The sequence below is a fragment of the Actinomadura luteofluorescens genome (genome assembly GCF_013409365.1).
Classification (GTDB): Bacteria; Actinomycetota; Actinomycetes; order Streptosporangiales; family Streptosporangiaceae; genus Spirillospora; species Spirillospora luteofluorescens.
In genome coordinates, this window is the sequence record NZ_JACCBA010000001.1 from 9,327,210 (window position 1) to 9,354,090 (window position 26,881).

Here is a 26,881-nt window from a genome sequence, read left to right on the forward strand (position 1 = left end):
CTCGGTCCGCCGCGCGCGGCGGACCGAGGGCGCGGGGCGGGCGGTCAGCCCACCCAGACGGTCTTGGCGTTGCAGAACGCGCGCATGCCGTCCGCCGACAGCTCGCGCCCGTACCCGGAGCGCTTCACCCCGCCGAACGGCAGCTCGGGGAAGGACGTCGTCATCCCGTTGATGAAGACCTGCCCGGCGTCCAGCTCCCGCACGAACCGCTCCCGCTCGCCGTCGTCGCGCGTCCAGGCGTTGGAGCCGAGCCCGAAGCCCGTCGCGTTCGCGACCTCGACGGCCTCCGACACCCCGCGCACGCGCAGCAGCGTCGCGACCGGCGCGAAGACCTCCTCGTGGTACATCCGCATCTCGGGCGTCACCCCGGAGACCACCGTCGGCGGGTAGTACCAGCCGGGCCCGTCCGGGCGCTCGCCGCCGCACAGCACGCTCGCGCCCTTGCCGACCGCGTCGGCCACGAGCTCCTCGGTCTCGGCGCGGCCCTGCTCGTTGACGAGGGGGCCGACGTCGGTGGCCTCGTCCATCGGGTCGCCGACCCTCTTCTCCCGCATCCGCTCGACGAACAGCCGCTCGAACTCCTCGGCGCAGCCGGTGTCGACGATGAACCGCTTCGCCGAGATGCAGCTCTGCCCGTTGTTGAGGCACCGGGACTCCGCCGCCGTGCGCGCGGCGGCCTCGAGGTCGGCGGACGGCATCACCACGAACGGGTCGCTGCCGCCCAGCTCCAGCACGGTCGGCTTGATCTCGTCCCCGGCGATGGCGGCGACGGACCGCCCCGCGGGCTCGCTGCCGGTGAGCGTCGCGGCCTTGACCCGCGGGTCGCGCAGCACCCGCTCGACCTTCGCCGAGCCGATCAGGAGCGTCTGGAACGCGCCCTCGGGGAACCCGGCGCGGCGGAACAGGTCCTCCAGGAACAGCGCGGTCTGCGGGACGTTCGAGGAGTGCTTCAGCAGCCCCACGTTCCCCGCCATCAGGCCCGGCGCCGCGAAGCGGATCACCTGCCACAGCGGGAAGTTCCACGGCATGACCGCCAGCACGGGCCCGAGCGGCTGGTAGCGGACGTAGGCGTCCCGCGCGTTCACGTCCGCCGGGTCGGCGGGGCGCCGGTCCGCCAGGAACTCCGCCGCGTGCTCGGCGTAGTACCGGCACGCCTTCGCGCACTTGTGCGCCTCCGCCACGGCCGCCTTGAGCGTCTTGCCCATCTCGGTGGTCAGCATGGCGCCGATCTGGCCGGCCTCCCGGTCCAGGACGTCCGCCGCGGCGTTCATCCACTCCGCCCGCCGCTCCAGGGGGACCGTGCGGTAGGAGGCGAAGGTTTCCGCGGCCCGCGCGATGCGCCGGTCGACCTCCTCGTCGGTCAGCGCGTCGAAGGTCTTCTCGACCTCACCCGTGGCGGGGTTGGTCGTGGCGATCGTCGTCATGTCCGGATGCTCCCTGGGTGTCGGGCTCGTTCACCCGGGACGTGCCCGAGGCGGCCCGCAGGAAACGCTGCCCGGAGCGGTGGTCAGCCGGGGATCACGCACACCGGCGAGGGGATCTCCAGGGGCGGCCCGGCCGGCGCCGGGACGCCGTCCGGCCCGATCCGGAAGGTCGCGATCGCGTCGCTCCGCTCGTTCGCCACGTGCATCCACTCGCCGTCCACGTGCAGGTCGCGCGGCCAGTGCCCGCCGGAGGGGACGTCCGCGACCGGCGCCAGCGCCGCGCCGCCGTCCAGCACCCGGTGGGCCGTCACCACGTCCGTGCCGCGCATGGAGGTGTAGACGAACCGGCCGCCGTCGCCGAGCCTGATCGCCGCGCCCTGGGCCGCGTCGCCCGCCGGGCCGGCCGTCGCCGGCGACTCGGCCACGACCTCCAGGCCCGCGTACCCGCCGGCCGGCCTCAGGACGAGGACGGACGCGGCCAGCTCCGCCAGCACGTGCACGTGCCCGCTCGGATGGACGACCAGGTGCCGCGGCCCGCACCCGGCCGGAAGGGCCGTCTCCCCGGCGAGCCGCAGGGCGCCGCCCTCGATCCGGAAGGACCGCACGAGGTCCGCTCCCAGGTCGGTGGTCAGGACCGTCCCGTCCGGGGCGTGGACGGCCATGTGGGCGTGTGGGCCCTCCTGGCGGTCGGCCCTCGGCCCGCCGCCGTGCCCGTCCACCACGTCCGCATCCCCGGCGAGGTCGCCGCCGGGACCCAGCGGGTAGGCCCGGACCGTCCCGGACCCGTAGTCGGCGACGAGGAGGCGCGCACCGTCCGGCGAGACGGACAGATGGCAGGGCAGCGCCCCCGCCTCCCGCGCCCCGACCTCCTTCAGCCGCCCGCCGGCCGCCTCGTAGGCCACGACCCCGCCTCGGTCCTCCTCCCGGACCGCGTACAGGACGTCTCGCGTGGGATGGACGGCCAGGTAGGAGGGGCACACCGCCTCCGTCGCGAGCCCGGCCGCCCGCAGCGTCCCGTCGGCCCGCCGCGCGACCCGGTAGATCCCGGCGCCGCCGCCCGCCGCGCCGGTGTACGTGCCCACCCAGAACGTCCGCTCGCTCACCCGGGACTCCTCTCGCAACGCCTACATCCGCCCCACGGCGGCCGAGCGCGAGCCTAGAGGACCCGTCTCGATGTGGCCTCGCCCACGCGCGCGAACGCGTGACCTGGCCGGTGGAGCGAAGCCGGAGGCGAGCGGAGCCGGGCAGATCGCGAAGCGATGCCGCGTTCGCCCAGGCTCGGTCACGTAGCGAGCCGCCAGGCGAGCGAAGTGGGCCGGGACTGTTGAAACACAGCCGCAAGGCGAGCGAAGTGGGCCGGGACTTTGACACACGGCCTGGTCCCGAGCATGGTCGGCGGCGCCGGGTGGGGCGGATCGCTGCGCGTGCGGGGACGGTCCTGATACGTTCTCGCGCGGTCGAACCTATGATCGCCGGTGGGGAGCGGCGTGGCGCCCGGGGGACGTTCGGCGCCCGCCCGTGGGGGTACGCCCTCGCCCCCACGAGGAGATGAGAGAGGCAATGGCTGATATCACCGAGTCGCCCGAATGGACCGCGCTCGCCGAGCACCACGCGGCGATCGCCGGGCGGCACCTGCGCGAGCTGTTCGCGGAGGACCCGGACCGCGCCGACCGGATGACCGTGACCGCGGGCGACCTCTACTTGGACTACTCCAAGCACCGCGTCACCGGCGAGACCCTGACGCTGCTCGCCGCGCTCGCCGAGCGCGCCGGGCTGCGCGCCAGGATCGAGGCGATGTTCGGCGGGGAGCACATCAACGTGAGCGAGGACCGCGCCGTCCTCCACACCGCGTTGCGGCTGCCTCCCGGCGAGGCCCTGACCGTGGACGGGCAGGACGTCGCGGCCGACGTGCACGCCGTCCTGGACAAGATGGCCGGCTTCGCCGGCCGCGTCCGGTCGGGGGAGTGGACGGGGTCCACCGGCAAGCGCATCACGACCGTCGTCAACATCGGCATCGGCGGTTCCGACCTCGGTCCCGCCATGGCCTACGAGGCGCTGCACGACTTCGCCGACGCGGGCGTGTCCTGCCGGTTCGTGTCGAACATCGACCCGGCCGACATCCTCGGCAAGCTCGCCGGGCTCGACCCCGAGCAGACGCTGTTCGTCGTCAGCTCCAAGACGTTCGGGACGCTGGAGACCCTCACCAACGCCAAGGTCGCGCGGCGGTGGCTGACCGAGCGGCTCGGCGACGACGCCGTCGCCCGCCACTTCGTCGCCGTGTCGACCAACGCCGAGCGGGTCGCCGAGTTCGGCATCGACACCGCCAACATGTTCGGTTTCTGGGACTGGGTGGGCGGGCGCTACTCCTTCGACGGCGCCATCGGCCTGTCGCTGATGATCGCGATCGGCGGCGAGGCGTTCCGCGAGATGCTCGCCGGGTTCCGGGAGGTCGACGAGCACTTCCGGAGCGCGCCGTTCGAGGCGAACATGCCGGTGCTGATGGGGCTGCTCGGCGTCTGGTACACCGACTTCTTCGGCGCGCAGACCCGGGCCGTCCTGCCCTACAGCCAGCGGCTGTCGCGGTTCCCCGCCTACCTCCAGCAGCTCACGATGGAGTCCAACGGCAAGTCGGTGCGGGCCGACGGCGCGCCGGTCATCGCGCAGACAGGCGCGATCTTCTGGGGCGAGCCCGGCACGAACGGCCAGCACGCCTTCTACCAGCTGCTGCACCAGGGCACCCGGCTCGTGCCCGCGGACTTCATCGGCTTCGCCGAGCCGTTCGAGGACCGCGAGGGGATGCACGACCTGCTCACCGCGAACATGCTCGCGCAGAGCTCGGCGCTCGCGTTCGGCAAGACCGCCGAGGAGATCGCCGCCGACGGCACGCCCGCGGCGGTCGTGCCGCACAAGGTCATGCCGGGCAACCGGCCGAGCAGCACGCTCCTCGCGCCGAAGCTCACCCCGAAGACCCTCGGCTCCCTCGTCGCGCTCTACGAGCACATCGTCTTCGTCGAGGGGACGATCTGGGGCATCGACTCCTTCGACCAGTGGGGCGTCGAGCTCGGCAAGGTCATGGCGATGGACCTCGCTCCGGCGCTCACCTCGCCGGAGCCGCCGTCCGAGGCGCCCGACCCGTCCACCGGCGCGCTCGTGCGCAGGTACCGCGAGCTGCGCGGCCGCAGCGTCTGACGTCCCCCGGGCCTGGGACGCACAGGCCCGGGACGTGCCGAAGGGCCCGCCGGTCGTCCGGCGGGCCCTTCTCTTCTCTTCCTCGCTTCGCCGTCAGGCGCGCGCGCCGGGCAGCGGCCCCTCGACCCAGCCCTGGGACTCCAGGACGGCGCGGAACTCGCCGTGGGAGATGTACCCGTCGAGGTTGCTGTCCGCTTTCTCGAACCTGTCCTGCGTCTCGGCCCGCGTCCAGGACAGTCCCAGCTCCTCCAGCGCGAGCGTGAACTCCATCAGGTCGAGCTTCTGGTCGCCGCCGAGGTCCGCGCGCGTGAACACGGCAAGCAGGTCGTCCCCGGTCGGTCTCGTCGTCATCTCGCTCCTCGTTCCGGTCCGAATTCAGCCCCGCATCATGTCATAGCGGCTTGGCCCGGCCATATGAGAAACGCCGCGGGAGGACCCGTGGTTCCGCGTCAGTCCCCGCCCGTCAGCTCGGGGACGCGGTGGCGGTAGCGCTCCAGCAGCGAGGCGTTCACCTCGTCGCCGCCGGGGACGTTCGCGCTCGTCCAGCGCGGCGGCTCCACGCCGCGCGCCGCCGCGAGGTCGTCGAGGTCGGCGAGCACCCGCGCCCACGCGTACGCGGCGAGGACGGTCGAGACCGCCGCGGTGCGCGGCGCGCCCGCCGGATGCAGCACGTCCCCGGGCGGGACGCACGTGTCGAGCACGATGGCCGCGTGGTCGGCGAGGGTCGTGTCGGCCCGCGCCGCCGCGCCCCGCGACGCCCGCGCCGACGTCACCGCGACGACGGGCACGCCCCGCGCCGCGCACTCCCGCGCGACCTCCACGGGATAGGGGTTGCGGCCGCTGGTGGAGAACACCACCGCCACGTCGGGCGGGGCGGGGGCCGCCTTCTCGACCACGGCGCGCCCCACCCCGTCCCGCCGCTCGGCGCGGGTGCTGCGCAGCGCGTGGTCGAGCGGGAACACGGCGGGGTCCCAGATCGGGCGGACGGCGGCGAGCCCGCCGGCCCGGTAGAACGTCTCGCACACCATCGCCAGGGAATGCCCGGCGCCGGCGACGTGCACGATCCCGCCGGCCTCGATCGCGTCGAGCAGCAGGGCGGCGGCGTCGCCGGCCGCCCCGCCCGAGGCCGCGTCGAGGTCGTCGAGCAGGGCCCGCACCCTGGCGGGGAACCCCGTGGACGCCGCGTCAGGCATTCGGCAGAGCCTCCTTCAGGATGCTGGCCAGGTCGTCCTCGCCGGACGCGGCGCGCAGCCGGTCGGCGAGCCCGCCGGACAGTGCGCGCGCCAGCCCGGACAGGGTGCCGACGTGCGCGTCGGGGTCGGGCGTGCAGAACGCCAGCAGCAGGTCGACCGGGTCGTTGTCAGGATGACCGAACTCGACGGGCGCGGCCAGCCGGGTCACGCCGACGCCGACGGCCAGGCCGCCCTCCTCGGGGCGGGCGTGGACGAGGGCGAGCCCCTTGGTGAGCACGATGTACGGGCCGTTCTCCTCCACGACCCGGACGCACGCCTCGGGGTAGCCCTCGCCCGCCGCGCCCGCGTCGACCAGCGCGCGGGCCGCCCGCCGGACGGCCTCCCGCCAGTCGGCAGCGGTCGCCCCGTCGGTCGCGGCGACCACCGGGCCCGGCGCGGCGGACCCGGTGGCCGCCCCCTCCGAGGGGGCCGTCACGCGAGCCAGCCCTGCTCGGTGAGGCGCTCCCTGAGCTGGGCCTCCAGGCCCTCCTTGTCCAGGAAGTCGCTGATGGTGATCACCACGGGCGCCAGGTCGGCGATCTCGCCGGTGTGCATGCCCTGGCCGATCACCACGTCGGGCGACATCCCGCGCGCCGTGGACACGTCGGTGTTCTCCACCCGGGCGTCCACGCCGAGCGAGCGCAGCGCGTCCTCGGCGGTCATCTTGAGCATCAGGCTGGAGCCCATGCCGACGCCGCAGACCGCGAGGATCTCCAGTTGCCGGTCCAGTGCCATGTCGTCCCTCTCTCCTCGTTGGGGCGGTCGGGCCCGGGCGGGCGTCCGCCCGGGCCCCCGCCGTCCGTCAGGCCTCCGCGGGCGCCGCGCTCTCGGGCGCCGCCTCCTCGTCCGCCTCCGCCCGGCGCTTCTCGGCGCGGCCGAGCAGCAGCAGGGTAGTGATCATCGCGCCGACCGCGACCGCGGGGACGAGCCAGATCGAGTTGCCGCCGACGACCGGGTCCGCGGCCTTCAGCAGCCAGCCGATCGCGTACCAGTCGGGGTCGGCGAGCGTCGCCAGCTCGGGCGCGGTCCGCTCGTACAGTCCCCACGTGACGGCCTGCCCGACGGCCAGGATCAGCCCGGTGACGACGCCGCCGAGGACGGCGCCGCGCCAGCCCGCCACGACGTTGCCGAACAGCGCCGCCGCGCCGCCCACGAAGAACAGCATGATCATGGGCGGGGCGAGGGTGAACCACCCGGCGCCGGCGAACACGCCGAGGCAGACCAGGAACACCAGGGTCGACGAGACGAACCCGACCATGACGGCGGTCGGCGCGACGGGGAACACGGTGGGCGCGTCCAGCGCGGGGCGCGTGCCCGGGATGACGCGGTCGCTGAACCCCTTGAACGCCGGGACGATCTCGCCGAGGAACATCCGGACGCCGAACAGCAGGATCGCGATGCCGCCCGCGAAGCGCAGGCCCACCAGGATCGCCCACACCCACGGCGACAGCTTGTCGTCCATCTCGGCCGCGGCCTTGGTCACGACGCCGTGGTCGGCGAACGCGACCCCGACCAGCATGATCACGGTGATGATCAGCGCGGTGCTGACGTTGACGTCCTTGAAGAACGACAGCTGGCGCGGCAGCTTCAGCTTCTCGGTGTCGTGCTTGTCGCGGCTGCCGAGCGGGCGGGCCGCGTAGCCGGTGATCAGGCAGGCCAGCGAGCTGGTGTGCGCGAACCCGAACCGGTCGTCCGGCATGACGCGCCGCATCAGCGGCCGCATCCACAGCGGCTGCAGCGTCCAGTACGCGGCGACGAACCCGGCCCCGCAGAGCACGAGCGTGAGCTGGTCGGCGCCGGGCGCGATCGTCACCAGCGAGGCGACCGTGACCGTGCTGATCCAGAACATCAGGTGGCCGGTCAGGTACAGGTACCGGGCCGCCGGGAACAGCCGCACGACCAGCACGTGCGCGAGGAACGCGACCGTGATCACCAGTGCGATCGTCCCGCCCTGGTCGGCGAGGAAGTCGGCGAGGGTGTTGTCGGCCTTCGGCGGCGTGGTCCCCATCGCGCTGGCGAGCACGGTCTGGAAGCTCGTCAGCCCGCCGGTGAAGACCTCGATGCCGATGAACAGGATGACCACGCCGATCGTGGCGCGCAGCGCCCCGGCGAAGACGTCCTCGAACCGCTTGCGCTGCAGGAGCAGGCCCGCCAGCGTGATGAGCCCGATGAGGATGGGCACCTGGCCGAACACGTTGTCGGCCAGGAAGGTGAGGATGTCCTTGATGACGTCCATGGTGAACTCGCCTCACATCTCGGGGGATGGGTGGTGCGCTGTCGCCCCCGTCAGCGCGGACGGACGATCGTGGGCCCGGGGCGCGGCGCCCGGGCGCGCGGTCAGTGGTTCGGTGGTCGCAGGTCCAGTTCCAGCCGGTACCGGTCGCCGCGGTAGAGGGACCGGACGTACTCCAGCGGCCGCCCGCCCGCGTCCCTGGTGATCCGCTCGAACAGGAACGCCGGCATGTGCACCGGGACGCCGAGCTCGGCGGCCTCCTCGGCGGTGGTGACGGTCGGCTCGATGGTCTCGGTGCCCGAGGCGATCTCGACGCCGTTGCCCCGGAGCAGGTCGTAGAACGACCGCCCTTCCAGGTCGCTCCGCCGCAGGCCCGGCAGCAGCGCCCGCGGAAGGTAGAGGGTCTCGATGGCCATGGGCGCCTCGTCGGCCATCCGGAGCCGCCGAATGGTAAATACCTCTTCGACGGGCGACAGGGCGAGCCGGCGGCCGATCCGCGCCCCCGCGGTCTCGGTGCGGAACGACAGGACCCTGCCGCCCGGCTTCATCCCGCGCCTGATCATGTCCTCGGTGAAGGAGGTCATGGTCAGCGACACGGCGATCCGGGGTTGCGCCACGTAGGTCCCGCTGCCGTGCCGCCGGTCGAGCAGGCCGTCGGCCACGAGCCCGTCGATGGCCTGGCGCAGAGTCGGCCGGGAGACGCCCAGCTCCTCGGCCAGCCGGCGTTCGGACGGCAGCGCGTCCCCGACGTCCAGGCCGTCCAGCATCGCGAGCAGCTCGCGGCGCACCGCCTGCCGTTTCGTGCTCGCGGCCCGGGCCTCACCGGCGGATGGCACGCCTGTCACCTCCTTTGACGCGATTCCTGTCGTCGCACACGGTATGTCCCATTATGGCGACTGGTCAATACCACTTTGGCGATGTTTGCCGTGGTCATGGCCGGAGGGCCCGAACTACCGTCTCGGAAGATCGGCAGACGGTGCCGATCCCGACCGTGTCAACGCCGCGCTCGCCGCGGCGGAGGAAGGCGGCCAGATGAGGAAGCTCGTGCGCGGCGCCGTGGCGCTCGCCCTGCCGATGCTCATGCCGGCGGCGCTCAGCGCGGCGCCGGCCCAGGCGGAGACGGGCCGGCCGGGAGCCCGGGACGGCTGGAGGCTGGTCGCCTCCGAGCCGTTCGACCGGCACATCGACGACGCGAAGGCTCCCTGGAAGCCGGACGGAGATGGTCCGTCCAGTCCCTACAACGTCGACGTCTACGACAACGACGGCGCCTACTTCGACACCATGGGCGGCCCGGCGTTCCGGCAGCAGCTCGCGAAGATGAAGACCTACCGCAAGTCGTTCGCGTTCGGGCAGCGCGGCTGGCTCACCGCCGAGCTGGCCGCCCGCGACGCCGACGGCGACGGCCGGCCGGACGCGCCGCCCACGCTCACCTCCCGCAAGGGCGTGGCCCGGCTGGACGAGCCCGGCCACCAGGCGGGCGTCGTCATCCGCTCGACCCGCGACCTGCCCGCCGAGTACCGGGTGGAGATGACGCTGCGCGGCCTGGACTTCGGCGGCCAGAGGAACGGGTCGTGGGACTACCCGGACGGCCGGATCAACGGCTACTCGCCGGAGGGCTGCAAGACCAACTTCCCCTGGGCCTCGGGCGGCGACTACACCCGGCCCGAGTGCGAGTGGGCCGACGTCCGGACCGACTCCAACGGCTTCTACTACATGTCGATCATGGACTACCGGCAGGTCGCGCCGCACAACAACGTCTTCGTCCACGGCCATCGCAAGGTCGCCATGGACGGCTACAACCGGTACAAGTACACCGGCAAGGGCCTGCTGTACTGCAACCCGGCGACCGGGCAGTACGAGCCGTACTCCGCCGGGACCGGCAACGGCGTCAACGCGATCTTCATGACCGACGACCGCCGCTACCCGACGATGCCCGGCACCGAGTACCTGATGGAGAGCGAGTGCGGGCTGCGCAAGGGCGGCGCCATCGTCTCGACCGTCGACCTCAAGCCCGAGCTGCTGCCGAAGGAGCCGTACACGTTCGCGGTGGAGCGGCGCGGCGGCGCCTACACGATGGAGATGTCCGGGGTCTTCGCGCACGTGGGCAAGGCGACCCTCCGCTACACGCGCTCGTTCGTCCAGGACGGCGAGCCGATCTGGCACTACAACCAGAAGCCCGGCGAGTACGACGGCCGGTTCAACGCGGACTGGACCTGGACGGGCCCGGGCGGCACCCTCGTCGACCGCGACACCTGGCCCGCCGGATCCGCCTACCCGGACAGGTTCATGATCGGTGACCCGCACATGAACTTCTACGAGGGATCGGCGCAGGTGGACGACATCCGCCTGTACGTTCCGCGCTAGCGGACCGGACGCCGCCGGGTCAGGCGGTCGCCGCGCCGGCGCGGTACTCCTGCGGGCTGACGCCCCGCTCGCGCTTGAAGGCCGTGCTCAGCGCGAAGGCGTTGCCGTAGCCGACCCTGCGGGCCACGGCCTCCAGCGTCGCGTCCGTCTCGCGCAGCAGGTCGGCGGCCTGCGCGAGGCGGACGCCGGTGAGGTAGGCCATGGGCGGCTCGCCGACCAGCTTGGCGAACCGCTGCGCGAGCGCCGCGCGCGACACCCCGACCCCGGCGGCCAGGTCCGCGACCGTCCAGGGGTGCGCCAGGTCGTCGTGCAGGAGCCGCAGCGCGGGGCCGACGACCGGGTCGCCGTGGGCGCGGTACCAGCCGGGCGCGGCGGCGTCCGGGCGGGAGAACCAGGCGCGCAGCGTCGCGATCAGCAGCAGGTCGAGCAGCCGGTCGAGGACGACGTCCTGGCCGGGCTCGTCCTTGCCGATCTCCTCCTGGAGGACGGCGACGAGCGGCGACCGCCAGGTGTCGCCGCGGACGACCGCCATCGGGGGCAGCGCGGCCAGCAGCCGCTGCGTGACGGCGCCGCGCATCTGGTAGGTGCCGATCAGCATGACGGCCGGCCCGTCCGGGTCGTTGCCCCAGGCGCGGACGCCGAGGTCCATGGCCTCCGTCAGGCTCGTGCCGTCCGGGGTGGTGCAGCGCTGGCCCGGATGGATGACGATCTGCGGCGGGGTCGCGGGGTCGTCGCTGACCGTGTAGGGCTCGGGCCCGCGGAAGACGACCATGTCGCCGGGGCCGACACGACGCGGCTCGCCCTCGTCAGGGACCAGCCAGGCCTCGTCCCTGACCATGGAGAGCAGGGTCAGCGGCGCCTCGTCCTGGATCCGGAGCGACCAGGGCGGCGCGAGGGTCGAGCGCAGCATGAACGCTCCCCGTGCGCGCGGACCGTCGAGGAGTTCGGCCAGGGCGTCCATGGGGCCAGCGTAGACGCTCGCGTATGCGGGCGAGCTTCTCAACGATGGTGGCCGAAACCGCCCGGCTGTTGACTCAAGGGCATGACGAACAGCGCGAACGACACCATCGAAAGCGGCCTCACCCTCGTCCTCGGCGGGACCGGCAAGACCGGCCGCCGCGTCGTCGAGCGGCTGGAGGCCATGGACGTCCCGGTCCGGATGGGCTCGCGGGCGGCCTCGCCGCCCTTCGACTGGGAGGACGAGTCCACCTGGGCGCCCGTTCTGCGGAACGTCGAGAACGTCTACCTCTCCTACTACCCGGACCTGGCCGTGCCAGGCGCCCCCGACGCGATCCGCGCGTTCACGGGCGCGGCGGCGGACGCGGGCGTGCGCCGCGTGGTCCTGCTGTCGGGGCGAGGCGAGCCCGAGGCGCGGGACTGCGAGCTGATCGTCGAGGCGTCGGGCCTGGCCTGGACGGTCGTGCGGGCGAGCTGGTTCGCGCAGAACTTCAGCGAGGACTACCTGCTCGACCCCGTGCGGGCCGGCGAGATCGTCCTCCCGGCGGGCGAGGTGCCCGAGCCGTTCGTGGACGCCGACGACATCGCCGACGTGGCGGTCGAGGCGCTCACCCGGGACGGGCACGCCGGCGAGGTGTACGAGGTGACCGGCCCGAGGGCGCTCACGTTCGCCGAGGCGGTCGCCGAGATCGGCCGCGCCGCCGGACGCGAGATCGCCTTCGTGCCCGTCGGCGCGGACGAGCACGCGGCGGCCCTCCGGGAGCACGGCGTGCCCGAGGACGTCATCGCCCTGCTGACCTACCTGTTCACGACCGTGCTCGACGGCCGCAACGCGCGGCCCGCCGACGGCGTCGAGCGGGCCCTCGGCCGCCCGCCGCGCGACTTCTCCGAGTACGCGCGCGACGCCGCCGCAAGCGGCATCTGGAACCCCTGACCCTGAGGACCGGACATCATGAAATTCTCTCTCGCGGGCGTCTCGGCGACCCTCTCCCTCATCATGGCGGCCGGGATGGCCGGGACGTTCTTCGGGTTCTCCACCGGCGTGATGCCCGGGCTGAACGCGGCGCGGCCCGCGTCGGCGATCGACGCCATGCAGGGCATCAACCAGCGGATCCAGAACCCGCTCTTCGTCGCGATGTTCCTCCTGGTCCCCGTGCTGGCGGCGGCCGCGGGGGTGCTGCTGCTCACCATGGACCAGAAGTCGGCGGCCCTGCTCTTCTTCGCCGCGGCCGGCCTGTACTTCGTGGGCGCGCTCCTCCCGAGCTTCGCGGTGAACATCCCGATGAACAACGACCTGGACGGCGTCACGATCCCGAAGGACGTGACCGAGGCGGCGCGGATCTGGTCGGACTACTCCGGCCGCTGGACGGCCTGGAACACCGTCCGGGCGGTGTTCAGCTGGGCCAGCCTCCTCACCATGAGCCTGGCCGTCTACGTCTGGGGCAAGAACAACTGAGCCTCTCCGCCGACGAGGTCCTCGGCCCGCGCCGCGCCCCCACCCCGCATGGAAGTGAGGGTGGGGGCGCGGATGCCTGCGGCGGCGCGGCCCGCGCGGGGGTCCGGGGCTTACGATCGCTGGATGGGCGGCGTCTACGCGATCAGCGACCTGCACGTGGGGTTTCCGGAGAACCGCGCCTTCGTCGAGGGCCTGCGGCCCTCGTCCGGGGACGACTGGCTGATCGTCGCGGGCGACGTCGCCGAGCGCTTCGCGGAGGTCGAGTGGACGCTGGGCACGCTCGCCGAACGCTTCGCCACGGTGCTGTGGGTGCCCGGCAACCACGAGTTGTGGACCGTCAAGGGCGACCCCGTGCAGTTGCGCGGTGAGGCGCGCTACCGCCGGCTCGTCGAGATGTGCCGCGGCCTGGGCGTGCTGACCCCCGAGGACCCGTATCCCGTCTGGGACGGCCCGGACGGCGCCGTCACGGTGGCGCCGCTGTTCATCCTGTACGACTACACGTTCCGGCCGGACGGGACGTCCAGCAAGGAAGAGGCCCTCAACGCGGCACACGAGGCCGGCGTCGTGTGCACCGACGAGGTCTACCTGCACCCGGACCCGTATCCCGGACGGGACGCCTGGTGCGACGCCAGGATCGCCTATACCGAGCGGCGGCTGTCCGCTCTGGAACCGGGGACGCGGACCGTGCTCGTCAACCACTGGCCGCTCGTCCGCGAACCCACCCGCGTCCTCTGGTACCCCGAGTTCGCCCAGTGGTGCGGCACCGAGCGCACCGCCGACTGGCACACCCGGTTCGGGGCGGTGTCCGTCGTGTACGGGCACCTGCACATTCCCCGGACGATCTGGACCGGCGGCGTCCCCCACATCGAGGTGTCGGTCGGCTATCCGCGCGAGTGGCGCCGGCGAGCCGACGCGCCGCGCGGCCCCCGCCGCGTCCTGCCCGTCCCCGAGACGGACTGACCCGGCGCTAGGGGCTGTCTCGAAGTGGTCTCGCCCACGCTCGCGAATGCGTGACCTGGCCGGTGGAGCGAGGCCGGAGGCGAGCGGAGCCGGGCAGATCGCGAAGCGATGCCGCGTTCGCCCAGGCCCGGTCACGTAGCGAGCCGCCAGGCGAGCGAAGTGGGCCGGGACGTTGAAACTCGGCCTAGCGGACCGCGCCGGGCGCCACCCCGGCGGCGGCGAGCGCCAGCAGCCGGGCGGCGGCGTCCGGGTCCCGCTCGGCGACCGTCGCGATCGCGCCCGCGAGGCGCAGCACGTCGCCGAACGCCGCGCCGGCGGGCGCGTCCCCGGCGCGCTGCGCGCGGGCGAGCAGCGCCTCGCCCGCCTCGGACATCGCCGCGCGGGAGCCGGACGGGTCGAGGCGGGGGTCGCGCAGCGACACCATCGCCGAGGCCGCCATGCCCGGGAACGCGGTGATCTCCGAGACGAACGTCCGCAGCCAGGCCAGCAGGGCCTCGCCGGGGGACGGGGAGTCCAGCAGCTCGCGGGCGGACGCGGCCAGCCCGGCGTAGATGTCGGCGAGCAGGGCCTCCAGGAGGTCCTGGCGGGTGGGGAAGTGGCGGTAGAGGGTGCCGATGCCGACGCCCGCGAGCCGCGCGACGCCCTCCAGCGAGGCGCCCGCCCCCTGGCTCTGGAAGGTCTCCCGCGCCGCGGCGAGCAGCCGCGCGCGGTTGCGCCGCACGTCGGCCCGCACCGGGCGCGCCTTCGGCGTGTCGTCGCTGGTCACCAGGGTCGTCGATCCTTCCCGGGGGTGGAACGGGCCTGCGGCGATCGGGAGGATCCGCGGCTTTTGGAACGGTCCCTCAATCCTATCCGCGCCGGTGCCGCGTCCCGCGCCCGGATGCGCCCCGACGGAACGGGCCCGCCGCGCGATGCGCGGCGGGCCCTGGGGCGGATCCGGGGCGATCCGGCCCGCGGTCAGGCGTCCCTACCGTTGAGACATCCGAGCTCATAGGGTTCGGATGCCCCGGAAGGGGCGGGTGTGGCTTTCAGGTGTCTGCTGTTGTTATGGCTCCCGCCGACTCGCCGCCCGCCCCTTCGTGACGGACTCGACCTCTGATTAAGAGCTGCGAACCGATCGCTGAGTAGGGACCTGGTGGCGAGCTCGTCTGTGGGCTGAACACAGAACCTGCTGGTGAGAGGCTTGAGTTGACGCGAGTGTGGGCCGGGGTGGACATCGGCCGAGACCATCATCACGTGGCGGTGGTCGACGGTGACGGCAAGCGGGTGTTCTCCCGCAGGGTCGCCAACGACGAGACCGCGCTGCTGGCGACGATCAGCGCTGTCCTGGAGCTGGCCGAGGAGATGACCTGGGCGATCGACCTGCACAGCAGCGAGTCGCTGCTGCTGCTGACGCTGCTGCTCGACCACGGCCACAAGGTCGTCTACGTGCCCGGCATCGTGGTCAACCGGGCCGCCGAGGGTTACCGCGGCGCAGGCAAGACCGACGCCAAGGACGCCCTGATCATCGCCGACCAGGCCCGGATGCGTCGTGATCTGACCGTCCTGGACGGCGACGACGAACTGGTCATCGAGCTGCGGATGCTGGTCGCCCGCCGCACAGACCTGGCGGCCGACCGGACTCGGGCGGTGAACCGGCTGCATGACCAGCTGCTGGCCATCTGCCCCGCCCTCCAGCGCGCCCTTGACCTCACCACCAAGGGGCCACTGGTGCTGCTGACCGGCTTCCAGACCCCCGCAGCGCTGCGCGAGATCGGCGTTGACGGCCTCACCATCTGGTTGAAGGACCGCAAGGTCCGTAACGCCGCCGCTCTGGCGAGCAAGGCCATCGCCGCCGCACGATCCCAGCACACCCCCCTGCCCGCCGAGCGGACGGCCGCGCTGCTGGCCGCCCAGCTCGCCCGGGGGGTGACCACCCTCAACGAGCAGATCAAAGAACTCGACCAGCTCATCGAGGACCGGTTTCGCCGCCATCCGTCCGCAAAGGTGATCGTCAGCATGCCCGGCATCGGGGTGCTGCTCGGCGCCGAGTTCATCGCGGCCACCGGCAAGATGAGCCGCTTCGCCACCGCCGACCAGCTCGCCAGCCTCGCCGGCGTCACCCCGCTGCCCCGCGACTCCGGACGCATCAGCGGCAACCTGCACAGGCCTCAGAGATACAGCAGGCCCCTGCAACGCGTCTTCTATACCTCCGCGCTGCTCAGCATCCAGTCCTGCCCTGAATCTCGACGCTTTTACGACCGCAAACGAGCTGAGGGCAAACGCCACACCCAAGCAGTCCTCGCCCTCGCCCGCCGCCGCGTCAACGTCCTGTGGGCACTCCTGCGCGACAACCGCACCTACCAACCCGCACCTCCCCTCACCCTCGCCGCTTGACAAGCGGATTAAGAGTCGGCGGGCGAGACCGGCAGGTGCAGGCGGCCGCCGGCGGCCCTGAACTCCTCGGCCTTCTCCCGCATCCCGGCGGCGAGCCCCGCCTCGTCGTCGAGCCCGCGCTCGGCCGCGAACCGCCGCACGTCCCGCGTGATCTTCATGGAGCAGAAGTGCGGCCCGCACATCGAGCAGAAGTGCGCCGTCTTCGCCGGCGCCGCCGGGAGCGTCGCGTCATGGAAGGACCGGGCCGTGCCGGGGTCGAGCGACAGGTTGAACTGGTCCTCCCAGCGGAAGTCGAACCGCGCCTCCGACAGCGCGTCGTCCCACGCCTGCGCGCCCGGATGGCCCTTGGCGAGGTCGGCGGCGTGCGCCGCGATCTTGTAGGCGATCACTCCGGCCTTGACGTCCTCGCGGTCCGGCAGCCCGAGATGCTCCTTCGGGGTGACGTAGCAGAGCATCGCGGTGCCGTGCCAGCCGATCATCGCGGCGCCGATCGCCGAGGTGATGTGGTCGTAGCCGGGCGCGATGTCGGTGGTCAGCGGCCCGAGCGTGTAGAACGGCGCCCCGTCGCACCACTCCTGCTGCAGATCGACGTTCTCCTTGATCTTGTGCATGGGGACGTGTCCGGGCCCCTCGTTCATCACCTGGTTGCCGAACCGCGCGGCGATCCGCGTCAGCTCGCCCTGGGTGCGCAGCTCGGCGAACTGGGCCTCGTCGTTGGCGTCCGCGATGGAGCCGGGACGCAGCCCGTCCCCGAGCGACCAGGTCACGTCGTAGGCGGCGAAGATCTCGCACAGCTCCTCGAAGCGGGTGTAGAGGAAGTTCTCCTCGTGGTGCGCCAGGCACCACGCCGCCATGATCGATCCGCCCCGCGACACGATCCCGGTCTTGCGCCGCGCCGTCAGCGGCACGTAGGACAGCAGCACCCCGGCGTGGACGGTCATGTAGTCCACGCCCTGCTCCGCCTGCTCGATCACGGTGTCGCGGAAGACCTCGTAGGTGAGCTCCGCCGGGTCGCCGCCGACCTTCTCGACCGCCTGGTACAGCGGGACGGTCCCGACCGGCACGGGCGAGTTGCGCAGGATCCACTCGCGCGTGGTGTGGATGTCGCGGCCCGTCGACAGGTCCATGATCGTGTCGGCGCCCCAGCGGGTCGCCCACGTCATCTTCTCGACCTCGTCCTCGATCGAGGACGCGACGGCCGAGTTGCCGATGTTGGCGTTGACCTTCACCAGGAAGTTGCGCCCGATCACCATCGGCTCGATCTCGGGATGGTTGACGTTGGCGGGCAGCACCGCGCGCCCGGCGGCCAGCTCGTCCCGGACGAACTCCGGGGACACGCCCTCGCGCAGCGCGGCGAACTCCATCTCCGGCGTGATCTCCCCGCGCCGCGCGTGGGCGCGCTGCGTGACCGCGCCGCCGGTGGCGCGCCGCGGCCGCCTCGGCAGGGCGTCCTCGCCGTCGGCCAGGGGGAGGCCGCCCGCGCCCGCGGGGGGCGACGAGCGGCGCCCGTCGTCCTCGGGGCGCGCCGCCCGCCCCTCGTAGGGGGCGGTGTCGCCGCGCTCGGCGATCCAGGACTCCCGCAGCGGCGGCAGGCCCCTGCGTACGTCGGTCTCCTTCCCAGGATCGGTGTACGGCCCGGACGTGTCGTACAGGACGACGACGTCGCCGCTGGTCAGCGGCACCTCCCGCATCGGGACCCGGACATCCGGGCGCGAGCCCTGGAGGTAGGTCTTGCGGGCAGCTGGAACCACAGGTTCGGTCATGACGACTCGATCTCTCCCTACGCCGGCATTACCCGGTCAGGTTCATGCGGTCAGCGGCCGTCCCAGCCGCTATCTCAGCCCGGTTCGCCGGGCCCCCGCGATCTGTCGCCACGACGTTAACCCGGGCCGCCCCGGTTGCCGCAACCGCCGGCCATGGGCTAGAACGCGCCCGCGCGGAGCGCGGCGGGCAGGGCCAGGACCAGGGTGCGCAGGGGGTCCGGGGCGGACGGCGATCGCTCCAGCTCGACCCGGGCCTCGGCGTCGCCGCCGTCACCGCCGCCGATCCGCAGCGTGGCCGAGCGGCGGCCGTCGATGCCGGTGACGACGTGGCCGTCGCCGGTCGCGCGGGTGCTGCCGAGGAGCATCCCGCCGGCGGTGTGGAAGGACGGCTCGCGCGGGCCGCGCACGAACCCGAGGGGGCGGCCGGCCGCGTCGAGGACGCGCACGCGGTCGCGGCCCGGCAGCCGGGACGGGCCGCGGACCACCAGCAGCGCGGCGGCGTGGGGGTCGCGCAGCACGGTGGTCCGGCTGCCGCGCCGGCGGCAGGCCACCGCGAGGACCGTGCCGCCGCGCCGGTCGCGGTACCGGCCCCTGTCGTCCACGACGAGGTGGCGGGCCCGGGCCAGGGCGCCGTCGGCGGGCGGCGGCACCTCCTCGCCCTCGTCGTCGACGACGCGCCAGGCGGCGCCGAGGGCGTCCGCGGCCGCGCTCCGCACGGCCGGGAGCCACCCGGACGGGAGCGACCCGCTGTTCAGCAGGGTCACCGCCCTTCCGTCGACTTCGGCGACGGTCTCGACGCCCGGCGCCTGCTCCGGGTCGAGCCAGAGCGTCCAGACGGGGTCGCCGACGGGCCACCTGATCCCCATCGCTTCCACGGCGGCGGCCGGGACGGCCGCCCTTCGCCTGCCGCGGCGCAGGGCCACCCCCTTCTCGCCGATGGTCACGATGAGGCGGGTCCGGTGGATCCGGGCCGCCCAGAGGACGGCGGCCAGGCCGGCGAGCAGGCAGCCGCCGCCGGAGAGCGGCAGGACCTGGCGGGCCTCGTCCGGCTCGAACAGTCCGCTGCCGGGACGGGTCGCCAGTACGAGGGCCGCGCCGGCCGCCAGCGCTGCGAGCATGACGCGGAAAGGCCATCGGTACGCGTGCGCGCCGAGCGTCATGCGGAGTCCGGGCGGGGGGACGGCAGGCGGGGGGACGGACAAGTGTCAGCCCTTCCTGACGGGGTTTGCAGAACTATAGGGCGGTCCTCCGGCTCCGCAGGGGCGGCCGGGGAAAGATCATCCGTGCCGGGCGCGGCCGCCGCGCGAAGATCGCCTGAGTGGGGGAGAATGGGCGCGTGCTGAGGGTGCCCCGGGTCGATGTGACGGTGAAGGACGCCCTCGCGGCGTCGGCGCTGGCGGGGGCCGCGGCCGCGGCCGCGGTGCTGTGGCCGGGCGTCCGGGAACTGGACGCGCCGGGCGCGCTGCTGCTGGTGGCGGCGCACGTCCCGCTCGCGCTGATCCGGCGGTGGCCGGCCCCGGGCCTGCTGGCGCTGGTGGCCGTGGTGCTGCCCTACCACCTGGCGCAGTACCAGCACCACGCCCTGGTGCCCGCCGAGGTGATCGCGCTGTTCGCCTACGCGGTGCTCGGGCGCCGGGTGCGGATCGTCCTCGGCGTCGCCGCGGCCCTGCTCGCCGTCTGCGTGATCGGCATGGCGATGCGGGCGGGCGGCGGCTCCCTGCGCGAGCAGATCGCGGTCATCGAGGCCGTGGTGTCGGTGGTCATCGCCGTCCAGGTGTGGCGGGTGCACCGGGCCCGGCTCGCGACGATCACCGAGCGGGCCGAGCGGGCCGAGCGCACGCGGGAGGAGGAGGCGCGGCGGCGGGTCGCCGAGGAGCGCCTGCGGATCGCCCGCGACCTGCACGACCTCCTCGCGCACAGCATCACCCTGATCGGCGTGCGGGCCGGCGCCGCGGCCCACCTCGTGCGCGGGGACCGGCCGCTCGACCGGGAGGAGCTGGCCGACGCCTTCGCCTCCATCGCCTCGACGTGCCGGGACGCGCGGACGGAACTGCGCGGCACTCTCCAGGTCCTGCGCGGCACGGACGTCGGCGCCCCCGGGACGCTGCCGGGCGCCCGCGCCGTCGCCGGCCTCGTGCACGCCGCGCGCGGCAGCGGGATCGACGTCGACCTGCGGGACGGGGACGTCGGGACGCTGCCCCCGGAGACCGGGGTCGCGGCGTACCGGATCGTCCAGGAGGCCCTGACCAACGTTGTCAAGCACGCCGCCGCGAAACGCGCGACGGTGAGCCTGGCCCGCGACGGCGGGGGGCTCGTGGTCCGGGTCGCCGACGACGGCCGGGGGCCGTCCGGCGGGCCGCCCGAGGGTTTCGGCATCCTGGGGATGATCGAGCGGGCGCGCAGCGTGGGCGGGACGCTGGACGCGGGCCCGGGCGAGTCCGGCGGGTTCGTCGTCACCGCCGTCCTTCCGCTCGCGGACGCCGCCGGGGGGCTTTCCAGCCCTTACGGATAGGGTCAGGATCAAGGGGACCAGGGGAGGCGACGCGTCGGTGAGCACTTTGCACGAGGCCCCGCAGGACCGGATCTTCACGGTGCCCAACATCCTGAGCCTCGCCCGGCTCCTGGGCGTCCCGCTGTTCCTGTGGCTCGTCCTGATCGAGGCCGACTGGTGGGCGCTCGGGCTGCTGGTGTTCGCGGGCCTGTCGGACTGGCTGGACGGGAAGCTGGCGCGGGCGTTCAACCAGACGAGCAAGCTCGGCATGGTGCTGGACCCGGCCGCCGACCGCCTCTACATCCTGGCGACGCTGGTCGGGCTCACCATCCGCGACATCATCCCGCTGTGGCTGGTGCTCGCGCTCGTCGCGCGCGAGGTGTCGATCCTGCCGATCGCGCCGATCGTGCGGCGGCTCGGCTACGGCGGCACGCTGCCGGTGCACTTCATCGGCAAGGCGGCGACGATGTGCCTGCTGTACTCCTTCCCGCTGCTGCTGCTCGGCGAGCACGGCGGCGGGGCGGGCACCGCGGCGCGGGTCGTCGGATGGGCCTTCGCCGGGTGGGGGACGGCCCTGTACTGGTGGGCGGCCATCCTCTACTGGGTGCAGACGCGGCAGCTGGTGCTGGCCGGCCGCGGCGCGCCGCCCCCGTCCCTCGGGCCGGACTCCGCGCCCGAGGCGGAGGATCCGGGGGACGCCGGCGGCCCGGGCGCGCAACCGCCGGCCGGCGGCCAGAAGGGAGCTGAGACCCCCCGATGAAGGCCGTCGTGATGGCGGGAGGCGAGGGGACGCGGCTGCGTCCGATGACCGCCAACCAGCCCAAACCCCTGCTGCCGCTCGTCAACCGGCCGATCATGGAGCACGTGCTGCGGCTGCTGAAGAAGCACGGGTTCGGCGAGACCGTCGTCACGGTGCAGTTCCTGGCCGCGCTGATCCGCAACTACTTCGGCGACGGCGAGGAGCTCGGCATGTCGCTGAGCTACGCGACCGAGGAGGTCCCGCTCGGCACCGCCGGCAGCGTCAAGAACGCCGAGGAGGCGCTGCGCGACGACCGCTTCCTGGTGATCTCGGGGGACGCGCTCACCGACATCGACCTGACCGACATGGTGCGGTTCCATGAGGAGAACGACGCCCTCGTCACCATCGGCCTCAAGCGCGTCCCGAACCCCCTGGAGTTCGGGATCATCATCGTGGACGACGCGGGCCGCGTGCAGCGGTTCCTGGAGAAGCCCACCTGGGGCCAGGTGTTCTCCGACACGGTCAACACCGGCATCTACGTGATGGAGCCGGAGGTACTGGAGCACGTCGCGGAGGGCGAGCCGGTCGACTGGTCCGGGGACGTCTTCCCGAAGCTGCTCGCCGAGGGCGCCCGCCTGTTCGGCTACGTGGCCGACTGCTACTGGGAGGACGTCGGCACCCACGAGAGCTACCTCAAGGCCCAGGCGGACATGCTGTCCGGTCAGGTCGGCATCGACCTGGACGGCTTCGAGATGTCGCCGGGCGTGTGGGTCGCCGAGGGCGCGGAGGTGGACGCCGAGGCCGTCCTCAAGGGGCCGCTCTACATCGGCGACTACGCGAAGGTCGAGGCGGGCGTCGAGCTGCGCGAGTTCACCGTGCTCGGCAGCAACGTCGTCGTCAAGGAGGGCGCGTTCCTGCACCGCGCCGTCGTCCACGACAACGTGTTCGTCGCGCCGTCCACGAACCTGCGGGGCTGCGTCGTCGGCAAGAACACCGACATCATGGCCGGCGCCCGCGTGGAGGAGGGCGCCGTCATCGGGGACGAGTGCGTCATCGAGGCCGAGGCGTACGTGTCCAGCGGCGTGAAGGTGTACCCGTTCAAGACCATCGAGGCCGGCGCCGTCGTCAACACCAGCGTGATCTGGGAGTCGCGGGGGCAGCGCAACCTGTTCGGGCCGCGGGGAGTGTCCGGGCTGGTCAACGTGGAGATCACCCCCGAGCTGGCGGTGCGGCTGGCCTCCGCCTACGCGACGACGCTGAAGAAGGGCACGACCGTCGTCACCGGGCGGGACGTCTCCCGCGCGGCGCGCACCCTGAAGCGCGCGGTGAACAGCGCTCTCACCGCCAGCGCCATCAACGTCCAGGACCTGGAGGCGACGCCGCTGACCGTCGCCCGCTTCGAGACCGGGCGTGAGGACAGCGTCGGCGGGATCTACATCCGCACCACGCTCGGCGACCCGCAGGGCGTCGACATCCTGTTCCTGGACGCGGACGGCGCCGACCTGTCCCTGGGCGCGCAGCGCAAGCTCGAGCGCGTCTTCGGCCGGCAGGAGTACCGCCGGGCGTTCCCCGGCGAGATCGCCGAGCTGACCTACCCGCCGCGCGTCGTGGAGACCTACACCCGCGACCTGCTGCGCCGCGTCGACATCCGCGGCGTCCGCGAGGCGGGGCTGAAGATCGTCCTGGACTGCGCCGGCGGGGTGGCCTCGCTCGTGCTGCCGAACCTGCTCGGCAAGGTCGGCGTGGAGGTCCTCACCCGCAACGCCGGCCTGGACGAGGCCAACCCCACCGAGACGCTCGCCGAGCGGATGCGCGACCTGGAGCGGCTCGGCGGGCTGGTGTCCTCGTCGCGGGCCGCGTTCGGCGTCCGGTTCGACCCGGTGGGGGAGCGGATCTCCCTGGTGGACGAGAACGGCGAGCTGGTCGGCGACGACCGGGCCCTGCTGGTGATGCTGGACCTCGTCGCGGCCGAGCGGCGCGGCGGCAAGGTGGCGCTGCCGGTGACGACGACGCGGGTCGCCGAGCAGGTGTGCCGGTTCCACGGCGTGCAGGTCGAGTGGACCTCCACGTCCCAGGACGTGCTGACCAAGGCGGCCGCGCAGCCGAGCGTGGTCTTCGCGGGGGACGGGCGCGGCGGGTTCCTGATGCCCGAGTTCAGCGGCACCGTCGACGGGATCGCGGCGTTCGTCCGGCTGGTCGGCCTGGTCGCGCGGACGCGGCTGACGCTGTCGCAGATCGACCGCCGCATCCCCGACGCGCACCTGCTGCGCCGCTCCGTCCCGACGCCGTGGGCGGCCAAGGGCAGCGTCATGCGCCACGTCGTGGAGGCGGCGGGGGGCCGGACGCTCGACACCACCGACGGGGTGCGCGTGGTCGAGGGCGACGGCCGCTGGGTCCTCGTGCTGCCCGACCCCGCGGAGGCGGTGACCCACCTGTGGGCCGAGGGGCCGGACGCCGACGCCGCGCAGGCGCTCCTGGCGGAGTGGGCCGCCGTCGTCGAGCGCGCGGGCTCCTGACCGGCCCTCAGCAGCGTTCGCGGGGCCTGAGGCCGGTCCGGTCGGGTTCCCGGTCGGCGTACCGGGCGCCGAGGAACGCGACGAGGTGCTCCACGTCGGCGATGTTCGAGACGAGGCCGAGGGACGCCCTGACCGCGCCGCCGCTCGGCAGCCCGAGGACGTCCAGGTAGTCGTCGAGCGTCCGCATCCGCTCGTTCGCGGTCCGGCGCAGCGCGGGCTCGGGGATCTCGAACGCGCCCTCGCCGGCGCCGGGGTTGCAGAAGCAGCCGGTCCGGATCGAGATGCCGGCGGCGGCGGTGTCGCGGGCCACGATCCGCTCGTCCACGACCGCGCCGCGGCGGTCGAGCACGTTGAACGCGACGGTGCCGCCGCGCCCGCCGGCCCCCTCCGGCCCGTACACGCGGACCAGGGGGGAGCCGTCGGCGTGGCGCAGTCCCGCGAGGCGGCGCAGGAGCAGCGAGGTCAGGCATCCGACGCGGCGGCGGACGAGGTCCATGCCGATGTCCTCGATCCAGTGGACGCCGAACTCCACGTCGGGGATGGACAGGAAGTTCAGGGTGCCGTCCTCGAACGCGGTCTCGTCGGGCGCGAGCACGTGCCAGCCGCCGAGCGCGCTGACCGCCTGGATGGTCCCGCCGGCGAACCAGGGGCGGCGCAGCCGGGCCAGCGCCTCCCGGCGGGCGATCAGGCTGCCCACGCCGGTCGGGTAGCCGAAGACCTTGTACCAGCTCACGGGGACGAAGTCGGGCCGGACCCGGCTCAGGTCGAGACGGCTCGCGGGCGCGAAGGCGGCCGCGTCCAGCAGCACGTCGAAGCCGTGCGCGTGGGCGAGGTCGATCCAGCTCAGCGGGTGCTGGACGCCGCTGAAGTTGCTCTGCGCGGGGAAGGCCAGCAGGCCGCCGCCACCGCTGAGCGCCGCGATGAGCTCGGTCTCGCGGACCCGCAGGTCGGGCGCGCGGACGGGCACGTGGGCGACCTCGGCGCCGCGCGTCCTCGCGAACTCCCTGATGCCGTTCACCGAGTTGTGGTTGTCGCCGGTGAGGACGAGCCGGGTGCCGCGCCCGAACGGGTAGGCCTCCCCGACGAGGCGGCACGCGCCGGTGGCGTTCTGCGTGAACACCACCGCGTACTCCTCGGGGGAGGCGTTGAAGAACGCCAGGACGGCCCGCCGCGCCCGTTCGACGAGTGCCGTGGAGGCGCTGGAGGTCGGGTTCTCCGAGTGCGGGTTGCCGTAGAGGTGCCCGGTGAGGCGTTCGGCGTGCGCGCGGATCTGCGCGGCGGCGGCGACGCCCGAGCCCGTGTAGTCCAGGTACGTCTGCGCGTCCAGGTAGGCGTACTCGGCGGCCCGCAGCTCGTCGAGCCGCCGCGTCTCGGCGTAGCCGGGCATGAGGTCGACGTCAAAATCGGGCGAAACGCTCACTTTGCACCCCCGTGAGCAAAAGCCGCATCCTTCACTAAACGGTCCAAAATTGGCGGGGGTGATGCAAGAGCGCCGCAGTGGCCTTAAATGGCCTACGGGGACGTGGTTTTATGTCCTTCGAGTGAGGACCAGGCAGGCTCCCACGAGGAACAGCGCCGTGAACCCGCCGAGCATCGCCCAGTCCACGACCGGCGCCCGCGAGAACGTGTCACCGTAGGAGTCGAGCAGGGGCGGGCCCAGTGGCGAGCGCCCCGTCGCCCAGAGCCGCTCCACGCCGAGGCTGTGCCCGAGCCCCTCGAACGCCCACCGGTTGGACATGGCGCAGCTGAGCCACCGCCCGGGCGCCGCCATCACCGGGACGGGCAGGATCGCGCCCACGAACAGCACCTGCGGGAAGCAGAGCATCGGCAGCGCCATCGTGGCCTGCGCCGGGTCGGTGACCGCCGCCGACACGAGAAGGCCCAGTGCCAGCGCCGCCAGCGAGCACAGCAGCAGCGTGACGAACAGCTCCCCGTACGTGCCCCACCCCATCGCGGGCAGCCGGTCCAGCGCCCGCAGGACGCCGAGCATCAGCGCGTCCACCACGGCCAGCAGCGGCAGCAGGACGGTCGCCTTCGCCAGCACGTACGGCGTGATCCGCAGCCCGGTGAGCCGCTCCCGCCGCAGCACGGGCAGTTCGTTGCAGATCTGCAGCAGCCCGTAGGTCAGGCCGAAGAAGAACCCGCCGAAGGCGATCCAGAACAGGATCATCACGGTCGCGGCGGGGCTGGGGGACTCCGGCGAGAACGCCCCCGGCCGGAACAGGACCGCGAACATCGCCAGCACCATGAGCGGCGACCCGAGCAGCACGGCGAGGGTGAGCCGGTTGCGGGTGAGCAGGTCCAGGCTGCGCCGGGTGAGCAGGACCCACTGCCGGAACGCGCCGATCGCCGGGCCGGGCGCCGGCGCGGGGGCGGCGCCGAACCGGCCCGCCCACTCGTGCTCCTCCGCCTCGGCCAGCCTCAGGTAGATGTCCTCGATCCGGTCCGCCCGGAACCACTCGCGCGCCTCGTCCGGCTCGCCGTAGAAGGCCAGCCCCCCGTCCTGGGCGAGGACGGCCACCCGGTCGCACACCAGGACGTCCGGCGGATGGTGCGTGGTGAGCACCACCGTCGTCCCCGAGTCGGCGAGCCCGCGCAGCAGCCGCATCAGGTCGGCCGCGGTCGCCGGGTCGAGGCCGGACGTGGGCTCGTCCAGGAAGAACACGCGCGGCCGCGTCAGCAGTTCGACCGCGATGCTGGCCCGCTTGCGCTCACCGCCGCTCAGCGACCCGACGCGCTGCCCGGCCCGGGCCGTCAGCGCGAGCGCCTCCAGGACGCCGTCCACGGCGCGCTCGGCGCGCTCCGGAGGCGTCCCCGCGGGCAGCCTCAGCCCCGCCGCGTACCGCAGCGTGCGGCGCAGCGGCATCTCCAGATGCACGATGTCGTCCTGCGGCACGTAGCCCAGCGAGCCCGCGGCCGGGCCGCCCGCGCCGCCGTCGTACCTGACCTCGCCCTCGACGGGGGGCCGCACGCCCGCGATGGCGTCCAGCAGGGTGGTCTTGCCCGCCCCGCTGCCGCCGATGATCGCCACCAGCTCCCCGGCGCCGATCGACAGCGACACCTCGCGCAGCGTCCGCCGTCCCCCTGCCGCTCGCTGCCCCACCTCGCGGACTTCGATCATCTGTCCTCCCGCCGGGCGACCCCACCCCGACGATGGACGATCTTCCGGTGCGCGTCCAGC

The 26,881-nt window shown here is 73.3% G+C and carries 23 protein-coding genes and 1 riboswitch; of the genes, 9 read left to right on the forward strand and 14 right to left on the reverse strand.

Going from position 1 to position 26,881, the window contains the following annotated elements:
• Positions 1-44: 44 nt before the first annotated feature.
• Both BJY14_RS42860 and BJY14_RS42865 read right to left on the reverse strand, forming a co-directional pair.
• Complete coding sequence (locus tag BJY14_RS42860; protein WP_179848828.1) at positions 45-1,424, reverse strand: NADP-dependent succinic semialdehyde dehydrogenase; 1,380 nt, start codon at positions 1,422-1,424, stop codon at positions 45-47.
• Positions 1,425-1,507: 83 nt separating this feature from the next.
• The gene (locus tag BJY14_RS42865) at positions 1,508-2,527 is read right to left on the reverse strand and encodes a lactonase family protein (protein ID WP_179848829.1); all 1,020 of its coding nucleotides are present in this window, start codon (positions 2,525-2,527) and stop codon (positions 1,508-1,510) included.
• Positions 2,528-2,984: 457 nt separating this feature from the next.
• On the opposite strand from BJY14_RS42865, the gene pgi reads away from it, so the two are divergent.
• Positions 2,985-4,613, forward strand: a complete 1,629-nt coding sequence (gene pgi, locus BJY14_RS42870) for a glucose-6-phosphate isomerase (protein WP_179848830.1) — start codon at positions 2,985-2,987, stop codon at positions 4,611-4,613.
• A 93-nt stretch (positions 4,614-4,706) separates the two neighbouring features.
• Here pgi and BJY14_RS42875 read toward each other — a convergent pair whose 3' ends face one another.
• The 6 genes from BJY14_RS42875 to BJY14_RS42900 form a co-directional block, all read right to left on the reverse strand.
• Positions 4,707-4,964, reverse strand: a complete 258-nt coding sequence (locus BJY14_RS42875) for an EF-hand domain-containing protein (protein WP_179848831.1) — start codon at positions 4,962-4,964, stop codon at positions 4,707-4,709.
• Positions 4,965-5,062: 98 nt separating this feature from the next.
• The gene (locus BJY14_RS42880) at positions 5,063-5,806 is read right to left on the reverse strand and encodes a sugar isomerase domain-containing protein (RefSeq protein WP_179848832.1); all 744 of its coding nucleotides are present in this window, start codon (positions 5,804-5,806) and stop codon (positions 5,063-5,065) included.
• Positions 5,799-6,281, reverse strand: a complete 483-nt coding sequence (locus BJY14_RS42885; RefSeq protein WP_179848833.1) for a PTS sugar transporter subunit IIA — start codon at positions 6,279-6,281, stop codon at positions 5,799-5,801. The genes BJY14_RS42880 and BJY14_RS42885 overlap by 8 nt, the downstream gene beginning before the upstream one ends.
• Complete coding sequence (locus BJY14_RS42890) at positions 6,278-6,580, reverse strand: PTS sugar transporter subunit IIB (protein WP_179848834.1); 303 nt, start codon at positions 6,578-6,580, stop codon at positions 6,278-6,280. The genes BJY14_RS42885 and BJY14_RS42890 overlap by 4 nt, the downstream gene beginning before the upstream one ends.
• Before the next feature lie 67 nt (positions 6,581-6,647).
• On the reverse strand, positions 6,648-8,081 hold the full coding sequence (ulaA, locus tag BJY14_RS42895; protein WP_179848835.1) for a PTS ascorbate transporter subunit IIC: 1,434 nt from the start codon (positions 8,079-8,081) through the stop codon (positions 6,648-6,650).
• Between the two features lie 101 nt (positions 8,082-8,182).
• Complete coding sequence (locus tag BJY14_RS42900) at positions 8,183-8,914, reverse strand: UTRA domain-containing protein (RefSeq protein WP_312879743.1); 732 nt, start codon at positions 8,912-8,914, stop codon at positions 8,183-8,185.
• A gap of 196 nt (positions 8,915-9,110) precedes the next feature.
• Between BJY14_RS42900 and BJY14_RS42905 the strand changes: the two genes are divergently transcribed.
• Positions 9,111-10,442, forward strand: a complete 1,332-nt coding sequence (locus BJY14_RS42905; RefSeq protein ID WP_179848836.1) for a hypothetical protein — start codon at positions 9,111-9,113, stop codon at positions 10,440-10,442.
• Positions 10,443-10,461: 19 nt separating this feature from the next.
• Here BJY14_RS42905 and BJY14_RS42910 read toward each other — a convergent pair whose 3' ends face one another.
• Positions 10,462-11,403 carry an AraC family transcriptional regulator gene (locus BJY14_RS42910; RefSeq protein WP_179848837.1) on the reverse strand — a complete coding sequence of 314 codons (942 nt, stop codon included), beginning with the start codon at positions 11,401-11,403 and terminating at the stop codon, positions 10,462-10,464.
• An 81-nt stretch (positions 11,404-11,484) separates the two neighbouring features.
• Between BJY14_RS42910 and BJY14_RS42915 the strand changes: the two genes are divergently transcribed.
• The 3 genes from BJY14_RS42915 (at position 11,485) to BJY14_RS42925 (ending at position 13,815) form a co-directional block, all read left to right on the forward strand.
• Entirely contained in the window at positions 11,485-12,333 is an 849-nt protein-coding gene (locus BJY14_RS42915; RefSeq protein ID WP_179848838.1) for an NAD(P)H-binding protein, read from the forward strand.
• An 18-nt stretch (positions 12,334-12,351) separates the two neighbouring features.
• Positions 12,352-12,855 carry an anthrone oxygenase family protein gene (locus BJY14_RS42920; protein ID WP_179848839.1) on the forward strand — a complete coding sequence of 168 codons (504 nt, stop codon included), beginning with the start codon at positions 12,352-12,354 and terminating at the stop codon, positions 12,853-12,855.
• A gap of 123 nt (positions 12,856-12,978) precedes the next feature.
• Entirely contained in the window at positions 12,979-13,815 is an 837-nt protein-coding gene (locus BJY14_RS42925; protein WP_179848840.1) for a metallophosphoesterase family protein, read from the forward strand.
• Between the two features lie 184 nt (positions 13,816-13,999).
• Here the strand turns inward: BJY14_RS42925 and BJY14_RS42930 are convergent, their stop codons facing one another.
• Positions 14,000-14,581 carry a TetR/AcrR family transcriptional regulator gene (locus BJY14_RS42930; protein WP_312879744.1) on the reverse strand — a complete coding sequence of 194 codons (582 nt, stop codon included), beginning with the start codon at positions 14,579-14,581 and terminating at the stop codon, positions 14,000-14,002.
• Positions 14,582-15,003: 422 nt separating this feature from the next.
• Between BJY14_RS42930 and BJY14_RS42935 the strand changes: the two genes are divergently transcribed.
• Positions 15,004-16,191 carry an IS110 family RNA-guided transposase gene (locus BJY14_RS42935; RefSeq protein ID WP_179848841.1) on the forward strand — a complete coding sequence of 396 codons (1,188 nt, stop codon included), beginning with the start codon at positions 15,004-15,006 and terminating at the stop codon, positions 16,189-16,191.
• A gap of 8 nt (positions 16,192-16,199) precedes the next feature.
• On the opposite strand, the gene thiC is transcribed toward BJY14_RS42935, so the two are convergent.
• Together thiC and BJY14_RS42945 are read right to left on the reverse strand one after the other, a co-directional pair.
• Positions 16,200-17,954: a phosphomethylpyrimidine synthase ThiC gene (gene thiC, locus BJY14_RS42940; RefSeq protein WP_179848842.1), complete on the reverse strand. Its 1,755-nt coding sequence runs from the start codon at positions 17,952-17,954 to the stop codon at positions 16,200-16,202.
• Positions 17,950-18,063: riboswitch (TPP riboswitch) on the reverse strand. It overlaps the preceding gene by 5 nt.
• A gap of 49 nt (positions 18,064-18,112) precedes the next feature.
• Positions 18,113-19,072, reverse strand: a complete 960-nt coding sequence (locus BJY14_RS42945; protein ID WP_179848843.1) for a hypothetical protein — start codon at positions 19,070-19,072, stop codon at positions 18,113-18,115.
• Positions 19,073-19,290: 218 nt separating this feature from the next.
• On the opposite strand from BJY14_RS42945, the gene BJY14_RS42950 reads away from it, so the two are divergent.
• The 3 genes from BJY14_RS42950 to BJY14_RS42960 are packed head-to-tail and all read left to right on the forward strand — an operon-like array spanning position 19,291 to position 23,700.
• Positions 19,291-20,466 (forward strand): sensor histidine kinase, encoded by a 1,176-nt coding sequence (locus tag BJY14_RS42950; RefSeq protein WP_179848844.1) that lies wholly within the window; start codon positions 19,291-19,293, stop codon positions 20,464-20,466.
• 37 nt (positions 20,467-20,503) lie between these two features.
• The gene (gene clsA / locus BJY14_RS42955; protein WP_312879745.1) at positions 20,504-21,205 is read left to right on the forward strand and encodes a cardiolipin synthase ClsA; all 702 of its coding nucleotides are present in this window, start codon (positions 20,504-20,506) and stop codon (positions 21,203-21,205) included.
• Positions 21,202-23,700 carry a mannose-1-phosphate guanyltransferase gene (locus tag BJY14_RS42960; RefSeq protein ID WP_179848845.1) on the forward strand — a complete coding sequence of 833 codons (2,499 nt, stop codon included), beginning with the start codon at positions 21,202-21,204 and terminating at the stop codon, positions 23,698-23,700. Before clsA ends, BJY14_RS42960 begins: the two co-directional genes overlap by 4 nt.
• Before the next feature lie 7 nt (positions 23,701-23,707).
• Here BJY14_RS42960 and BJY14_RS42965 read toward each other — a convergent pair whose 3' ends face one another.
• Both BJY14_RS42965 and BJY14_RS42970 read right to left on the reverse strand, forming a co-directional pair.
• Positions 23,708-25,120: an aminotransferase class V-fold PLP-dependent enzyme gene (locus BJY14_RS42965; RefSeq protein WP_312879746.1), complete on the reverse strand. Its 1,413-nt coding sequence runs from the start codon at positions 25,118-25,120 to the stop codon at positions 23,708-23,710.
• A gap of 108 nt (positions 25,121-25,228) precedes the next feature.
• Positions 25,229-26,821: an ABC transporter ATP-binding protein/permease gene (locus BJY14_RS42970; RefSeq protein ID WP_179848846.1), complete on the reverse strand. Its 1,593-nt coding sequence runs from the start codon at positions 26,819-26,821 to the stop codon at positions 25,229-25,231.
• Positions 26,822-26,881 lie beyond the last annotated feature (60 nt).

Coding starts and splice junctions, on each gene's coding strand:
- BJY14_RS42860 (WP_179848828.1), bottom strand. CDS start 1,424: ATGACGACGATCGCCACGACCAACCCCGCCACGGGTGAGGTCGAGAAG.
- pgi (WP_179848830.1), top strand. CDS start 2,985: ATGGCTGATATCACCGAGTCGCCCGAATGGACCGCGCTCGCCGAGCAC.
- BJY14_RS42875 (WP_179848831.1), bottom strand. CDS start 4,964: ATGACGACGAGACCGACCGGGGACGACCTGCTTGCCGTGTTCACGCGC.
- BJY14_RS42880 (WP_179848832.1), bottom strand. CDS start 5,806: ATGCCTGACGCGGCGTCCACGGGGTTCCCCGCCAGGGTGCGGGCCCTG.
- BJY14_RS42890 (WP_179848834.1), bottom strand. CDS start 6,580: ATGGCACTGGACCGGCAACTGGAGATCCTCGCGGTCTGCGGCGTCGGC.
- ulaA (WP_179848835.1), bottom strand. CDS start 8,081: ATGGACGTCATCAAGGACATCCTCACCTTCCTGGCCGACAACGTGTTC.
- BJY14_RS42905 (WP_179848836.1), top strand. CDS start 9,111: ATGAGGAAGCTCGTGCGCGGCGCCGTGGCGCTCGCCCTGCCGATGCTC.
- BJY14_RS42910 (WP_179848837.1), bottom strand. CDS start 11,403: ATGGACGCCCTGGCCGAACTCCTCGACGGTCCGCGCGCACGGGGAGCG.
- BJY14_RS42915 (WP_179848838.1), top strand. CDS start 11,485: ATGACGAACAGCGCGAACGACACCATCGAAAGCGGCCTCACCCTCGTC.
- BJY14_RS42920 (WP_179848839.1), top strand. CDS start 12,352: ATGAAATTCTCTCTCGCGGGCGTCTCGGCGACCCTCTCCCTCATCATG.
- BJY14_RS42925 (WP_179848840.1), top strand. CDS start 12,979: ATGGGCGGCGTCTACGCGATCAGCGACCTGCACGTGGGGTTTCCGGAG.
- thiC (WP_179848842.1), bottom strand. CDS start 17,954: ATGACCGAACCTGTGGTTCCAGCTGCCCGCAAGACCTACCTCCAGGGC.
- BJY14_RS42945 (WP_179848843.1), bottom strand. CDS start 19,072: ATGCTCGCAGCGCTGGCGGCCGGCGCGGCCCTCGTACTGGCGACCCGT.
- BJY14_RS42960 (WP_179848845.1), top strand. CDS start 21,202: ATGAAGGCCGTCGTGATGGCGGGAGGCGAGGGGACGCGGCTGCGTCCG.
- BJY14_RS42970 (WP_179848846.1), bottom strand. CDS start 26,821: ATGATCGAAGTCCGCGAGGTGGGGCAGCGAGCGGCAGGGGGACGGCGG.